The organism is Stenotrophomonas sp. NPDC078853, assembly GCF_044901215.1.
GTDB classification, from domain to species: domain Bacteria; phylum Pseudomonadota; class Gammaproteobacteria; order Xanthomonadales; family Xanthomonadaceae; genus Stenotrophomonas; species Stenotrophomonas lacuserhaii.
Map to the genome: position 1 here is coordinate 35,915 of NZ_JBJDOQ010000002.1, position 16,019 is coordinate 51,933.

The 16,019-nt window shown below is 66.6% G+C and carries 8 protein-coding genes; 4 read left to right on the forward strand and 4 right to left on the reverse strand.

What is annotated here, in order from left to right; all coding sequences use genetic code 11:
- The first annotated feature begins 67 nt into the window (after positions 1–67).
- The 3 genes from ACI2JH_RS02415 to ACI2JH_RS02425 all read left to right on the forward strand — a co-directional run bounded on the left by ACI2JH_RS02415 (position 68) and on the right by ACI2JH_RS02425 (position 8,014).
- Positions 68–1,852, forward strand: coding sequence for an autotransporter assembly complex family protein (locus ACI2JH_RS02415; RefSeq protein ID WP_101099504.1), 1,785 nt, complete (start codon positions 68–70; stop codon positions 1,850–1,852).
- Positions 1,849–5,703: a translocation/assembly module TamB domain-containing protein gene (locus ACI2JH_RS02420; protein WP_404735333.1), complete on the forward strand. Its 3,855-nt coding sequence runs from the start codon at positions 1,849–1,851 to the stop codon at positions 5,701–5,703. Before ACI2JH_RS02415 ends, ACI2JH_RS02420 begins: the two co-directional genes overlap by 4 nt.
- 160 nt (positions 5,704–5,863) lie before the next feature.
- Positions 5,864–8,014: a S46 family peptidase gene (locus ACI2JH_RS02425; RefSeq protein ID WP_404735334.1), complete on the forward strand. Its 2,151-nt coding sequence runs from the start codon at positions 5,864–5,866 to the stop codon at positions 8,012–8,014.
- Between the two features lie 33 nt (positions 8,015–8,047).
- Here ACI2JH_RS02425 and ACI2JH_RS02430 read toward each other — a convergent pair whose 3' ends face one another.
- Positions 8,048–8,317 (reverse strand): hypothetical protein, encoded by a 270-nt coding sequence (locus ACI2JH_RS02430; protein WP_404735335.1) that lies wholly within the window; start codon positions 8,315–8,317, stop codon positions 8,048–8,050.
- Positions 8,318–8,394: 77 nt separating this feature from the next.
- Between ACI2JH_RS02430 and ACI2JH_RS02435 the strand changes: the two genes are divergently transcribed.
- Positions 8,395–11,841 carry a NahK/ErcS family hybrid sensor histidine kinase/response regulator gene (locus ACI2JH_RS02435; RefSeq protein WP_404735336.1) on the forward strand — a complete coding sequence of 1,149 codons (3,447 nt, stop codon included), beginning with the start codon at positions 8,395–8,397 and terminating at the stop codon, positions 11,839–11,841.
- A 318-nt stretch (positions 11,842–12,159) separates the two neighbouring features.
- Here the strand turns inward: ACI2JH_RS02435 and mntP are convergent, their stop codons facing one another.
- From mntP to acs, 3 genes are all read right to left on the reverse strand, one after another.
- Positions 12,160–12,735 (reverse strand): manganese efflux pump MntP, encoded by a 576-nt coding sequence (mntP, locus tag ACI2JH_RS02440; protein ID WP_404735337.1) that lies wholly within the window; start codon positions 12,733–12,735, stop codon positions 12,160–12,162.
- A gap of 316 nt (positions 12,736–13,051) precedes the next feature.
- Positions 13,052–13,717 (reverse strand): response regulator transcription factor, encoded by a 666-nt coding sequence (locus ACI2JH_RS02445; RefSeq protein ID WP_042612002.1) that lies wholly within the window; start codon positions 13,715–13,717, stop codon positions 13,052–13,054.
- 118 nt (positions 13,718–13,835) lie between these two features.
- Positions 13,836–15,779, reverse strand: a complete 1,944-nt coding sequence (gene acs, locus ACI2JH_RS02450) for an acetate--CoA ligase (protein WP_101099456.1) — start codon at positions 15,777–15,779, stop codon at positions 13,836–13,838.
- Positions 15,780–16,019: the final 240 nt, after the last annotated feature.

Genomic DNA, 16,019 nt, shown 5'->3' on the forward strand with positions numbered 1-16,019 from the left:
TGTTCCTGGGAGGGGCAGCGTGGCCGCCTTCATTCCCGATGTCATCGGCCCCGGCTATGCTGTGCTGATGCAGCTACCGAAAATCGCCCTTCCCCTGTTCTGCCTTGCCGTGCTGGCCAGCCCCCAGGCCCACGCGCGCGGCACTATCGAAAAGGTGGATATCCGCGGCCTGGACAAGGGCGGCGATGCCGAGATCATCGAAAACATCCAGGTCTCGCTGACGCTTTTCGACACGATCGGCAAAGTGCAGGGCGAATCCCGGCTGGAGTATCTGCTGTCACAGGCCGAGCGCCAGACCCGGCAGGCGCTGGAGCCGTTCGGTTTCTACAACCCGACCATCACGGTCGAGGCGCCGCGTACGGGCGACACCCTGCGCGTGGTGATCGATGTGAAAAAGGGCGAGCCGGTACGGGTCCGCGAGGACCACATCGAGATCACCGGCCCGGCCATGTACGACCGTTACCTGCAGGATGACCTGGAGGCGTTCAGGCCGCGCAAGGGTGACGCTTTCGAACATACGTTGTACGAAGCCAGCAAGATCACCGTGACCCGGCGACTGGCCGAGCGCGGCTATTTCGATGCCGATTACACCCAGCACCAGGTGCAGGTCACGCGGGCGGAAAACGCGGCGGATATCGATCTGGCCTGGGACAGCGGGCGCCGTTACAACATGGGCCCGATCACCTTCAAGCAGAATTACTTCGTCGACAAGCTGTTCGATCCGCTGGTGTATTGGGAAGAGGGCAGCTATTTCCACGAGGGCAAGCTGGACAGGCTGCGTGAATCGCTGACCAAGCTGGATTACTTCAGCACCATCGACATCCAGCCCAAGCCGGAACAAGCCGACGAAAACGGCAATGTGCCCGTGGACGTCAACCTGACCCGTGCCAAGCGCAGCATCTACACCACCGGCCTGAGCTATGGCAGCGAGAGCGGCGCCGGTGTGCGTGGCGGCCTGGAGCGCCGGTGGCTCAACAGCCGTGGGCACAAGATGAACACGCAGCTGGACTATGCCCAGAAGCGTAAAAGCCTCACTACAAGCTATCGGATCCCGGCCTTCCGCTGGCTCGATGGCTGGTATACGTTCGCCGCCAGCGCCTACGACGAGCAGACCGACTACATCGATCTGCGCAACCTGAAACTGATCGCCAGCCGCAGCGGGCAGATCAACGAATTCTGGACCGCCACCGCATCGCTCAACGCGCTCCGTGAGCGATGGGGCTATGCATCGGGAACCGAGTTCACCGATGCGGTCTACCAGTATTCCACCCTGGTCTATCCGCAGATCGCGGCGGACTACGTCAACGTCGATGACCGCTTGTTCCCGCGCAGTGGCATCAGCGGCAGCGCGACGATGCGCGGTGGCGTGGAAGGCGCCGGCTCGGACACCAGCTTCGTGCAGGCCAACATGGTGCTGCGCTGGTACGTGCCGCTGGGCCAGACCAATCGCCTGATCCTGCGCGGTGAGGGCGGCACCACCTGGACCAGTGACCTGGTCGCGATGCCGCCCAGCCTGCGCTACTTCGCCGGCGGCGATCGCAGCATCCGCGGTTACGCCTGGCGTGAAGTGGGCCCGCGGACGCCTGAACCGGACAAGTTCGCCCTTGGTGCCAAGCACCTGGTGGTGGGCTCGGCCGAGTACGAGCATTACTTCAATGATGGGCCGTGGGGCGCGGCGGTGTTCGTCGATACCGGCAGCGCCTTCGACAACACCATCGACCTGCACACCGGCGTCGGTTTCGGCGTGCGCTGGAAGTCGCCGGTCGGCCCGGTACGCGTGGACATCGCCCATGGCCTGAACGATCCGGACTCACAGTTCCAGATCTACCTGAACATCGGAGCTGACCTGTGAGCACGCCGACCCCGACCCCGCCGAACGCACCCAACGCGCAGGCCCCCGTGCCACGCCGGCGCTTCTACCGGCGTCGTCGTTTCTGGGCGTGGTCCGGCGTGGGCGTGCTTGGCCTGGTGCTGGTAGGCCTGCTGGCGGTGTACTGGTTGCTGCAGACCGTCGCCGGCCGCGATGTGCTGCTGGCGCAGGTGATCGCGCGGCTGCCGGCAGGCGCCAGTTTCACCTGGGACAAGGCCGAAGGCCCGGTGGCCGGACCGCTCACCCTGCACAACGTCGATTTCCGTTACAACGACATCCACTTCCACGCCGATCGCGCACACCTGGAGCCGGACCTGCGTCCACTGCTGGGCCGCAAGCTGCTGCTGGACCGGCTGGAACTGGACAATGCCACGCTGAACCTGGCCAAGAGCGAAGCGCCCTTCGAGCTGCCGTCATGGCCGGACTCGCTGCCGCAGATCGAGATGCCCTTGGCCATCCAGGCCGACGTCATCCAGGTCAACGGGCTGCGCGTCACCACCGGCGGCGAGCCGACCATCGACATCGCGCGCATCGGCGGTGGACTGGAAATCGCCAACGGCGAGTTCAAGGCCAACCAGTTGCTGGTGGACAGCGACATGGGCAACGTCCGCATCAACGGCCATTACATTCCCTCCGATGACTACGACACCGACCTGAGCGTCACCGCCATCCTGCCGGCGCCGCGTGGCCGTACGCCTGCCAGCGTGGGCCTGGTGGCACGCGGCAACCTGGGCCATATGGAAGTGGCCGTGGCCGGTCGTGCACCCGAGCCGCTGCGCGCGATGCTGGTGTTCGACGGCCGCACCGATCCCACCTGGAAGGCCAGCGCACGCACCGATGCGCTGGACGTGCGCTTGCTGACCCCGGCGCTGAGCGCCTCCACGCTGGAGCCGCTGACGCTGGACTTCACCGCGTCCGGCAAGGGCGGCAGTGCCGACCTGCAGGGTACCGCCCAGCTTGGCGAACAGAAGGTCGAGCTTGCCCCGTCCAAGGTGCAGCTGGAAGACCAGGTGCTGAAGGTATCGCCGCTGGTGGTCAAGGCGTTCGGCGGACAGGTGCGGTTGAAGGGCAGTGCCGACTTCCGCGAGCAGGACAACCAGAAACTCGATTTTTCCATCGTCGCCAATGACCTGACGTATACCCCGGCTGCTGATCCCAACACCGCCGGCGGTGCGGCGGTGCCGGTGACCTTGCGCGAAGCCCGCATGGGGCTGGCCGGTACGCTGCAGGCGTGGGCAGCGATCGGCACGGCCGACATCGAGCGCGACGGCCAGAAGGCGGCGCTGCAGTTCGATGTGCGTGGCAACGAAAACGCAGCACGCATCGAGCAGCTGCAGGCTCGCACGCCCGGCGGCACGCTCGAGGTGGAAGGCAACGTGGCCTGGGCGCCGCAGCTGCAATGGGACGCCAAGGCGACACTCGACGCGTTCGATCCGGGCTACTTCATGCCGGGCTGGGACGGGCGCTTGTCCGGCAATCTTGCCAGCACCGGCCGCCAGCTGCCGGTGCCGGCCAATGCACCGCCGGGGACCGCCGGCGTCATCGAAGCGACGGTCGATCTGCCCTCCCTGAAGGGCAGATTGCGGCAGCGTGCGGTGGATGCGCAGGGCAAGTTCGCGATGCAGGGCGAGCAGGGCGAAGGCCAGCTGAAGTTGGCCGTCGGTGCGAGTCGTGTCACCGCCTCGGGCAAGGTCGGCGACCGGCTGGACATCGATGCGCGCTTTGAGCCGCTGCAGCTCAGTGACCTGCTGCCGGGTGCCGATGGCGGCCTGCAGGGCACGGTGCAGGTCAAGGGGCGGCGCGACGCGCCGGACATCACCGCCGACCTGGTGGGCAGCAACCTGCGCTGGGACGATTACGCGGCCGAAGCGATCAGCCTGAAGGGTCGCCTGCCATGGAGCGGCGACAGTGGCACGCTGGCGCTGCAGGGCCGCAACGTCAACGCCGGGATGCTGCTGGAAAGCCTGAAGGTGGACGCGCAGGGCAGCGTCAGCAACCTGCGGTTGACCGCACAGGGCCGCAACGACATGGGCGCGGTGGACCTGCAGGGCAGTGTCCGCCAGCAGGGCCAGCAGTGGCGCGGCAAGCTTGAATCGCTGCGGCTTGAACCGCAGAAGGGTGATCCCTGGGTGCTGCGCAGCGCGTCGGATTTCGCGATCAACGGCAGCAACTACAGCCTGACCGAAACCTGCCTGGCCCCGGCCACCGGGGGTGCGCTGTGCGTGCATGCCAACTGGCCGCGCGAAGGGCTGGTGGTGCGCGGCGACGCGCTGCCGCTGACCCTGGTGCAGCCGTGGCTGCCGCCGACCTCCGGGCGTCGCATCTTCCTGCGCGGGGAGGTGACGATGGACGCGCAGATCCGACCGCGCGGCAATGCCTGGGAAGGCAACGTGGAGGTGCGTTCGGCCGAAGGTGGCGTGCGCCTGGGCGACAACGCCCGCGGCGAACTGCTGAAGTACGACCAGTTCTCGATCACGCTGGACATGACGCCTGCACGTATCGACGGCTTCCTCGGCATGGGCTTCCAGGGCAACGGCTTCGTCAACGCCAAGGTGCAGACCGGTTGGGATGCCAGCGCTCCGTTGAATGGTGAGCTGTACCTCAACATGGCGCGGCTGTACTGGCTGGAACTGTTCTCACCGGATATCGTGCGGCCGACCGGCCTGATCGAAGGCCACGTGAGCCTGCGTGGAACCCGCAGCCAGCCGCTGCTGGGCGGCGAGGCCACGCTGAGCGACTTCAAGGGCGAATTCCCGGCTCTGGGCCTGACCTTCGAACAGGGCAAGGGCGACTTCACCGCCCAACCGGATGGCTCGGCGAAGATCACCGCGCAGGCCAATTCCGGCAAGGGCACGCTGTATGTGGACGGTGGCCTGTCATGGTTCGGCGATGCACAGCCGCTGCAGCTGCATATCCACGGTGAGAACGTCCTGTTGTCCAACACAAGCGAACTGCGCGTGGTGGCCAACCCGGACCTGGATTTCACCCTGGCCGGCACCACCATGCAGCTGAAGGGCGAGGTGCTGGTGCCGGAGGCCGACATCGACCTGGAACGCCTCGACCGCGGTACCTCCGTATCCTCGGACGTGGTGGTGCTTGATCCGGTGGATCCGGAAGAGACCGCCAGCTCGCCGCTGGACATGGACCTGACGGTCAGCCTCGGCGACAACGTCAAGATGGCCGGTTTCGGCCTGAAGGGCGCATTGACCGGCAAGATGCAGGTATGGGCCAAGCCGGGTCGCGAAATGACCGCCAACGGCGGGCTGGAAGTGAGTGGCCGCTACAAGGCCTACGGCCAGGACCTGACCATCACGCGCGGCCAGCTGACCTGGAACTACAACCCGGTGTCCGATCCACGCATCAACCTGCGCGCGGAACGTCGCATCGGCGATGTGACCGCCGGCATCGACGTCACCGGTCGTGCGATGCAGCCGCGTGCGCAGGTGTGGTCGGATCCGTCCATGTCGCAATCCGAGGCGCTCGGTTACCTGGTGCTCGGCCGCAGCCTGACCGGGGCCACCAGCGACCAGACCCAGCAGGTCAACGCCGCATCGGCGGCCCTGTCGGCCGGCAGCGGGCTGCTTGCCTCGCAGCTGGGCGCGAAACTGGGGCTGGATGACGCGGGCGTCAGCCAGTCACGCGCGCTTGGCGGATCGGTGCTGGGCGTGGGCAAGTTCATTTCGCCGAAGTTGTATGTCGGTTACGGCGTTTCACTGGTGGGCAGCGGGTCGGTGCTGACACTGAAATACCTGCTCAGTCGCGGCTTCGATATCGAGGTGGAATCGAGCACGGTGGAGAACCGGGGCTCGTTGAACTGGCGCCGCGAAAAATAGCGGCGTCGCGGAGCGTCCCGAGGACGCTGGTGTCATCGAGGTCAGCGGCCTGCGCACGCTGGCCCGGCTGCCGGCCAGGACCTGCCCAAGGTCCGGCGGTTGTCGTGTGGGGCACGCAGAGGCTAAGGTCACGGGCTGACCTGATCCGCCGGATGCCCGCATGTTCTCCCGCACAACCCTTTCCGTCTCCCTGGCCCTGGGCCTGTCCATGGCGGCAGGCGCACATGCCGACGAAGGCATGTGGATGCCCACCCAGCTGCCAGCGCTGGCCAAGCCGCTGAAAGCGGCCGGTTTCAAGGGCGATCCGCGCGATCTCGCCAATGTCACCGCGCCGCCGCTCAGCGCGGTGGTGCGCGCAGGGGGCGGCACCGCCTCGTTCGTCTCTCCCGAAGGGCTGCTGCTGACCAACCATCACGTGGCCATGGGCGTGATCCAGTACAACAGCACCCCCGAGCACAACCTGATCGACGAGGGCTTCATTGCCAAGGGCCGGGGCGATGAGCGGCCGTCCAATCCGGATTTCCGCGTACTGGTCACGGTGGGATTCGACAAGGTCACCGATCAGGTGCTGGCGCAGGCCAAGGGCAAGACCGGGCGTGCCTATTTCGATGCCGTGGACAGCGCCAGCAAGCAGATCGTGGCCGACTGCGAACGCGACGGCAGCGTGCGCTGCTCGGTGGCCGACATGTACTACGGCACCGATTTCTACCGTATTTCCCAGCTGGAACTCAGCGACGTGCGGCTGGTCTACGCACCGCCGCGGGCGATCGGCAACTATGGCGACGAGATCGACAATTTCATGTGGCCGCGCCACACCGGTGATTTCACCCTGTTGCGCGCCTACGTCGGCAAGGATGGCAAGCCTGCCGCGTACAGCCCCGACAACGTGCCCTACCAGGCGCCGGCGCACCTGCAGATGTCCTTGCAGGGCCCGAAGGCGGGCGACTTCGCGATGCTGGCCGGTTACCCGGGAATCACCTATCGGCATCGCACTGCCAACGAGTTCGCCAGCCAGATCGACAGCGTGCTGCCGCGCCGCGTCGCGCTTTTCCAGCAGATGATCGACACCATCGAGGCGGCGACCCAGGGCGATGCGCAGGCACGCACCCGCTATGCCTCGCAGCTGCAGTCGCTGAAGAACAACCGCAAGCGCGCCGCCGGTGAACTGGAGGGGCTGCTGCGCAGCGACGCGAAGGCCCGGCGTGCCAGTGACGAGCAGGCGATGCTGGCCAGTGCCGATACCCGCTATCGCGATGATATCCAGGCCCTGCTGGCCACGCTGTCACAGGGCGCCTCGCTAGGTGAGCGCGACCTGCTGCTGGACCAGATCGCCAGCCAGACCCAGCTGCTGCGCTCGGCACTGCTGCTGGAGCGCCTGCGGCTGGAATCGGCCAAGCCGGATGCCCAGCGTGAAAGCGGCTTCCAGCAGCGCGACCAGGCACTGATCGAAGGGGTGTTGAAGCAGGCCCAGCGGCGCTATGCGCCGGGCGTCGAAAAAGCCTTGCTGGGTGCGCTGCTGGGCCGCTACCAGCAGTTGCCGGATGCGCAGCGCCTGGCGGAGTTCGATGCCGCCTTCGGGCGCACGCCGCAGTCGCTGGGCAGCGCGCTCGATGGCCTGTATGCACGCACCACGCTCGGCGATGAAGCACAGCGGCTGTCGCGCTTTGCCGCAGCGCGTGAGGGCAAGGCGCTGGCGCCGGATCCCCTGCTGGCCCTGGCCGGCCCGCTGGTACAGGCGCAGCTGCGCGTGGAAGGCGAGCGCAAGACCCGCGAGGGCGAGGGCCTGCGCCTGCGGCCGGCCTACATGCAGGCATTGTTCGCCTGGCGTGCCCAGCAGGGCCGGGCGGTCTACCCCGACGCCAACCGCAGCCTGCGCATCAGCTTCGGCAAGGTGGAAGCGCTGAGCCCGCGCGATGGCGTGCACTTCGATCCGGTGACCACCGTGGCCGGCATCGTGGAGAAAAACACCAATGCGTATCCGTTCGATGCACCGCGCCCGCTGCTGGACGCCATCGCCAAGGGCGACTTTGGCAGCACCGCCGATCCGGCGCTGAAGACCCAGACGGTCAACTTCCTGACCAACCTGGATACCACCGGCGGCAACTCAGGCTCCCCCGTGCTCAATGCCAAGGGCGAACTGATCGGCCTCAACTTCGACAGCAACTGGGAGTCGGTCAGCGCCAGCTGGTGGTTCGATCCGCGCTTCAAGCGCGCCGTCCACGTGGACATGCGTTACCTGCGCTGGCTGCTGGCCAAGGTCTATCCGGCCCCTGCACTGCTGCAGGAAATGGGTGTGCCGGCGGAACAATGAGCGGGGCCGGCGGCAGAAGGGTGGCCCCCCCCCTCAGCGCGCGATGAACGTCAGCAGCAGGCGGCGCACCGGTGCATCCATGGCATCGAAGGTGGGCTGACGGTATTGCGGGACATCCAGCGGGTTGTTCGGATCCCAGCCGATGGCGTTGCTGCCTGGCTGCGGTTGGAACACAGGCGGGGCGGTCGTGGCGCTCCACGCACAGACGAACAGTCCGTGCACGCCCTGGTCCCAGCCTTCCACGATGCGCACCGATGACAGCACGATGCCCTGCCTGGCGCTGTCCCGGGCGACGGCCTTCATCGAGCGCTCGCCTGCACACAGGCTGACCGCCACCCAACCCACTACACTGTCGGCACTGCCGCCCCGGAAGACCGCCTTTGGTTTCCAGCTGGATCCTGCTGCTGGTGTCCGTCGCCTATGCTGCGCTGCTGTTCGGCGTGGCGTGGTGGGGTGACCGACGCCCGCTGTATCCGGACCGGCCCTGGCTGCGCCCGGTGGTCTACAGCCTGGCGCTGGCGGTGTACTGCTCCTCGTGGACCTTCTACGGTGCGGTCGGGACGGCGGTGCGCAGCGGGGTGGGCTATCTGTCGATCTACATCGGCCCACTGCTGATGATGCTGTTCGGCTGGCGCATCATCGAACGCCTGGCGCTGGTGGCGCGCAGCCAGAATGTGGTCTCCATCGCCGACTTCATCTCATCGCGCTTCGGTCGCTCGCGGCGGCTGGCGGCGCTGGTGGCGATCATCGCGCTGATCGGCGTGGTGCCCTACCTGGCGCTGCAGTACAAAGCCGTTGCGATGAGCCTGCAGGTACTGACCGGCGATAGCGGGCCGACCGGCTACTTCAGTGATCCGGCGTTGTACGTGGCGCTGCTGATGGCCTTGTTCGCCACCTTGTTCGGTACCCGCCAGGTGGATGCCACCGAACACCACCACGGCATGATGCTGGCCATCGCGCTGGAATCGGTGATCAAGCTGCTGGCGATGGTGGCCGTGGGCGTGTTCGCCTACCTGTGGCTGAGCGAGCGCACCGATGCGGTGGTGCAGTCGGCGCATACGCTGTTCACTTCGTTGCCCCCGGTGGGGTTCATATCGCAGACCCTGCTCAGCTTCCTGGCCATCGTGTGCCTGCCGCGGCAGTTCCACGTGGCGGTGGTGGAGTGTGGCGATGTGCGTGACGTGCACCGCGCGCGCTGGATGTTCGGCGGCTACCTGGTGGTGATCTCGGCGATGGTGATCCCCATCGCCACGGCCGGTGTCAGCCTGTTCGGCACCGGCGGCACGGTGGCCGACGATGCGATGGTACTGGCCCTGCCCCTGCACGAGGGCCGCAACGCGCTGGCGCTGGTGGCCTATGTCGGGGGGTTCTCGGCGGCGACCGGCATGGTCATCGTATCGTCGATCGCCCTGGCCACGATGATCAGCAACGACCTGGTCATGCCGGTGCTGCTGCGACGCAGCGGGGGCACCGGCGAGGCGGCGGACGTGGCATCGCGGGTGTTGTGGATCCGCCGCCTGGCGATCCTGTTCCTGGCGCTGATCGCCTACACGTACTACCGCAGCAGCGGCAACGACAACTCGCTGGCGTCCTATGGCCTGATGGCGTTCGCGGCGGTGGCGCAGTTCGCGCCCGGGCTGATCGGTGGGTTGTACTGGCGCGGGGCCAGCCGCCGCGGCGTGGAAACCGGCATCGTGCTGGGCTTCGCCACCTGGATCTACACCCTGCTGTTGCCCGCGCTGACCCAGTCCGGCCTGGTGGATGCTGCGTGGTTGAGCGAAGGGCCGTTCGGCGTGGTATGGCTGCGGCCGCAGCAGTTGTTCGGCATGAACGGGTGGGATCCGTTGACCCACGGCACGTTCTGGTCGCTGCTGGTGAACGCGGCGACGATGATGCTGGTGTCGGCACGCTGGCGGCCCAGCGTGGACGAGCGCCTGCGCGCGGCACCGTTCCTGGATCCGTATGCGCAGCGGCCCTCGGTGGCCAGTGGCTGGCCGGGCCACGTGCACGTAGGCGACCTGCTGGCGCTGGCATCGCGGGTGGTGGGCGAGCGCCATGCGCGCCGTTCGTTCTTCGAACAGGCGCAGTCGCTGGGGCGCGAACTGCAGACCCAGGTGCCGGCGGATCGGCCCTGGGTGCAGTTCACCGAACGCCTGCTTGCCGCCTCCATCGGCGCCGCGTCGGCCCGCCTGCTGCTGACCAGCCTGCTGCGCGGTTCGGGCATGGACCTGGGCGAGGTGGTGGCGGTACTGGACGAAGCCGGCCAGGAGCTGCGCTTCAATCGGGAGATCCTGTCCACCACGCTGGAAAACATCAGTGCCGGCGTCAGCGTGGTCGACCCGGACATGCGCCTGACCGCATGGAACCGGCGCTACCAGGACATGTTCGGCTATCCGGACGGCATGCTGTACGTGGGCCGCCCGGTGGCCGACCTGATCCGCTACAACGCCGAACGCGGTGAGCTGGGCGAGGGCGATATCGAACGCCAGATCAGCCGCCGCATCCGCTACATGCGTGCCGGCTCGCCGCACGTGTTCGAACGTACGCGCAGCGATGGCAAGGTGATCGAGATGCGGGGACAGGCGTTGCCCGGCGGCGGCTACGTCACCAGCTACAACGACATCACCGACTACAAACACGCGGAAAAAGCGCTGCTGGAAGCCAACGAGACACTGGAGCAGCGGGTGGCCGAGCGCTCCAATGCTGCCGAGGCGGCGCAACAGTCCAAGACCCGCTTCCTGGCGGCGATCAGCCACGACGTGCTGCAGCCACTTAATGCGGCGCGGCTGTTCGCCTCGGCGCTGCGCGAAAGCCACCACAACAACGAAGAGCAGCGCCATCTGGCCGAGCGCGTGGACGCCTCGCTGCGTGCCGCAGAGGAACTGCTCGATGGCCTGCTGGACGTTTCACGACTGGACGCCGGCGGCCTGAATCCGGTGATCGGCGAGTTCGATGCCAGTGCCCTGATGCGCGAGTTGGCGGCCCAGTACTCGCCGGTTGCCGCGGGCCGCGGATTGCGCCTGGACCTGTTCGCGCGCCAAGCCTGGGTCCGCAGTGACCGCCGGTTGTTGCGGCGGGTGATGCAGAACTTCCTGGCCAATGCGCTGCGTTACACCCGGCAGGGCCGCATCGTGCTGGCCGTGCGCCTGCGTGGCGACGAAGTGGAACTGCAGGTATGGGATACCGGCCCTGGCATTCCCGAACACCACATGCAGCAGATATTCGATGAGTTCCATCGCTACCAGCAGCCCTTCGACTGGGGTGAACAGGGGCTGGGGCTGGGCCTGTCCATCTGCCAGCGCATCTCACGTCTGCTCGACCATCGATTGAATGCGCGCAGCCGGGTCGGTAGCGGGTCGATGTTCTCCATCACCCTGCCACGGGTAGCGGCGACCCCGGGCGCCAGCGAGCAGGAACTGATGGCCGCAGCGGCGCCGGCTTCGCGTCCGGATTCACTGGCCGGCATGCGCGTGCTGTGCGTGGACAACGATGAGGAGATCCTCGATGGCATGCGTGCCTTGCTCGGGCGCTGGCAGGTGCAGGTGATCACCGCCAGCACCGTGGACCAGGCGCTGGAGAAAATCACCGCGCACCCCGATGTGATGCTTGTCGATTACCACCTGCATGATCGTCTGGACGGCCTGGACACGCTGGTCGCGCTGCGCGAGGCGGCTGGCAGCGACCTGCCCGGTGCCCTGCTCACGGCTGATGGCCGTGATGAGCTCAAGCGGATGGCACGCGACCGCGGCTATCGTGTGCTGACCAAGCCGATCAAGCCGGCTTCGCTGCGTGCGTTCCTCGCCGCTTACGCACGTTCGGACAACTGAGTCTCCCCCCGCGCGATCGCCATCCTGATGACACGGTCCACCAGCAGCGCTGGAGGGTGCTGAACGAGTTCCCGAAGATACGTGCATGGCTGCACCGCAGGAACGCCCGTTTCCGTGACCGGGCCCAGGTCGGATCGCAGGCCCGCGCAGCGGGAATTGCCTGTCGCCGAGCGCGATATCCGCCCGCTGGCGGACGGCTGCCGGCCCACCGTGGAATCGGTGGTGACCATCCGTCACCGGCGTACCCGCAACCTCCCCTTGATGGGCACCCCATGCCGGCCAGGCCGCTGGTGGGAAGGGTGAGCCGCGGGGTGCCGGTCACGCGGCGGCGCTGAGGTGCTCGTACAGGATGGTGGCGCCGATGATCATCAGGATCACGCCACCGATGATCTCCGCGCGCTTGCCAACCATGTTGCCGAGCACGCGGCCGAGCATGATGCCGGCGGTGACCATGGTCAGGGTGCACAGGCCGATGACCGCCGCCACCACGCCGATGTGTACCTCCATGAAAGCCAGTCCGACGCCCACGGCCATGGCATCGATGCTGGTGGCCAAACCGGTGACCGCCAGCTGCCAGAAGCCGTGGTGGCGTTGCGGGTCTTCGTCGGCATCATCGTGCTGCGGACGCAGGCCGTTGACGATCATGTGCAGCCCCAGGGCGATCAGCAGGCCGAAGGCGATCCAGTGGTCGAAGGCCTCCACGTACTCCAGTGCCGCGCGCCCGAGCATCCAGCCGATCACCGGGGTGATCGCTTCGATGGCGCCAAAGATGAGGCCGGCACGCAGCGCATCGCGGAACACCGGCCTGCGCATGGCGGCGCCCTTGCCGATTGCCGCGGCGAAGGCATCGGTGGACATGGCAAAGCCGATCAGGAGGATCGAAAGAGGGGACATGAAGTTCACGACAGGTCGGGCGAAGACGGACGCACGGCCCGCGTTCGCGCCCAACCTGTCGTTGCGCACGCGGACCGTTGGTCTCGCCAACCAAGATGGTTGCCCGCACCACGGCGCACTGGCCGAGCATGTTGATACGGGCGTTTCCTGCAGCAGGAAACCGGCTACTCCCCAAGGGGACGCGAAGCTTAGCACCGGGGTCCCGGTCTGTGGCGTCACCCTGCGATTGCGCAGGTGAAGCTGGTTTTCATAGCTGTGGCTATAACGCGCGGCGTGCAGTGCCGCCGGGACATGACTCGGCGCTACCGGAGACGGCTCAATCCTCTTCCGGCGGCAACACGATCTGCTCGTCGTCGATGGCCAGCTTGCCGGCCATCAGCACGGCCTGGGTGCGGTTGGTCACGCCCAGCTTTCGCAGGATGGCGGTGACGTGCGCCTTGATGGTGGCCTCGGACACATTCAGGTCGTAGGCGATCTGCTTGTTCAAGCGCCCCGCGCCCAGCATCTGCAGTACGCGGAACTGCTGCGGGGTGAGCTCGCGCAGGCGTTGGCCGACCTCGCGCTCTTCGCGGCCGGTGGGTGGCTCGTTGTGCGCCTCCGGCGGTGCCCACGTTTCGCCGTCCAGGATCATTCCCAGCGCATGGCCGATGGTGTCCGAATCAGCCGATTTGGGGATGAAGCCGAACGCGCCATGATCAAGCGCACGGCGCATCACCTTGGGTTCCTCGCGCGCGGACACCACCACCACCGGCAGGTGCGGGTGCAGCGATCGCATGTGCACCAGTGCATTGAATCCCTGGGCACCGGGCATGTTGAGATCCATCAGGACCAGGTCGGCATCGTTGTGCTGGTCGGCCAGCGCGTACAGCGCTTCCACGCTGTCGGCTTCGAACAGCTGCACGCCGGGGATGACGCGCTTCACGGCGCCTCGCAAGGCCTCGCGGAACAGCGGATGGTCGTCGGCAATCAGGAGGGTGGGCATGGGATCAGCTTACGCAAAACAGGAGGGGCAGGGGACGGACACAGCGCTCTTCGCCACGCGAAGGCTGCTGCATCCAATGGGCGGACCGGGCCCTCCTCCCGGTCCGCGGCGTGGCGCATTACTTGACCTTGCGTTCGTCCACCAGCGAGGCCACCACCGACGGATCGGCCAGGGTGGAGGTGTCGCCCAGCTGGTCCGGCGCGTTCTCGGCGATCTTGCGCAGGATGCGGCGCATGATCTTGCCCGAACGTGTCTTCGGCAGGCCGGGGGCCCACTGCAGGTGGTCCGGCGTGGCGATCGGGCCGATTTCCTTGCGCACCCATGCCACCAGTTCCTTGTGCAGTTCGTCGCTGGGCGCCTCGTCGGCGATCAGGGTGACATAGGCGTAGATGCCCTGGCCCTTCACCTCGTGCGGGAAGCCGACGACGGCAGCTTCGGCCACCTTCGGATGCGATACCAGCGCGCTTTCCACTTCGGCGGTGCCGATGCGGTGGCCGGACACGTTGATGACATCGTCGACGCGGCCGGTGATCCAGTAATAGCCGTCCTCGTCGCGACGGCAGCCATCGCCGGTGAAGTAGGCGCCCGGATAGGTGCGGAAGTAGGTATCGATGAAGCGCTGGTCGTCGCCATACACGGTGCGCATCTGGCCCGGCCACGAATCGCGGATGATCAGGTTGCCTTCCGTGGCGCCGTCCTTGATCTCGCCGTCGGCATTGACCAGGGCCGGCTGCACGCCGAAGAAGGGCAGGCTGGCCGAGCCCGGCTTCAGGTCCACTGCACCGGGAAGCGGGGAGATCAGGATGCCGCCGGTTTCGGTCTGCCACCACGTATCGACGATCGGGCAGCGGCTGTCGCCGACCACCTCGTAGTACCAGCGCCAGGCCTCCGGATTGATCGGCTCGCCGACGCTGCCGAGCAGGCGCAATGACGCGCGCGAGGTGCGCTTGACCGGATCTTCGCCTTCGCGCATCAACGCGCGGATGGCCGTCGGCGCGGTGTAAAAGAGGCTGACTTTGTGTTTGTCGATCACTTCCCAGAAGCGCGAGGTGGTGGGGAAGTTCGGCACGCCTTCGAACATCAGCGAGGTGGCGCCATTGGCGAGTGGTCCGTAGACGATGTAACTGTGGCCGGTGACCCAGCCGACATCGGCGGTGCACCAGTAGATATCGTCTTCGCGCAGGTCGAACACCGCTTCATGGGTGTAGGCCGCATACAACAGATAACCACCGGTGGTATGCAGCACACCTTTCGGCTTGCCGGTGGAACCGGAGGTGTAGAGGATGAACAGCGGATCCTCGGCGTTCATGCGCTCCGGCTCGCACTCGGCCGGCTGGCTGTCCACCACATCGTGGAACCAGCGGTCGCGCGGGGCCTGCATGTCCACCGCGCCGCCGGTATGGCGGACCACCAGTACGGTTTCCACCGTGTTGGTGCCGGGCAGCTTGAGCGCGGCATCGACATTGGCCTTCAACGGGATCTTCTTGCCACCGCGCAGGCCTTCATCGGCGGTGATGATCAGTTTGCTGGCGCAGTCGCTGACGCGATCGGCAATCGAGTTCGGCGCGAACCCGCCAAACACCACCGAGTGGATCGCACCAATGCGCGCACAGGCCAGCATGGCCACGGCCGCATCGACAATCATCGGCAGATAGATGGTGACGCGGTCGCCCTTCTGGACGCCGAGGCTGCGCAGCGCATTGCCGAGCCGGCAGGTGCGCTCGTACAGCGCGCGATAGGTGACGTGCTGGGCCGGCGCGTCCGGGCTGTCCGGTTCGAACAGCAGGGCGGTCTTGTCGCCACGCGTTTCCAGCTGGCGGTCCAGGCAGTTCACGCTGGCGTTGAGCTCGCCGTCTTCAAACCACTTGATGTGGAAGTCGGCCAGGTCGTAGCTGACGTTCTTGATGATGCTGGGTTGCTTGAACCACTGCAGCCGCTGCGCCGCTTCGCCCCAGAACGCATCGGGATCGGCGATCGAGGCCTGGTACTGCTGCTGGTAGGTGGTTTTGTCGATCCGCGCGTTCTTGGCGAACTGCGGGTCGACGGGATAGAGATCAGCCATGGCGCCCTCACTTGCACGTGGACTTTGATGTGCGGTTGCAGCATGCGGCGCAACCGTTGCCACCCAGTTTGCCCGATCCGCCCCCGCCCGCGACACCGCCGTGCTTAGACCATGGTCGCAAGCCGTCAGGCGCAGAGGCTGCGCGCGGTGAATACGGCCCCGCCCGCTGCAGCAGGTACGACTAATGGCCAATAGCCGCCGTGCGTCAACCGGTCGCACCCTCGGCTTCGACCGTGCCCC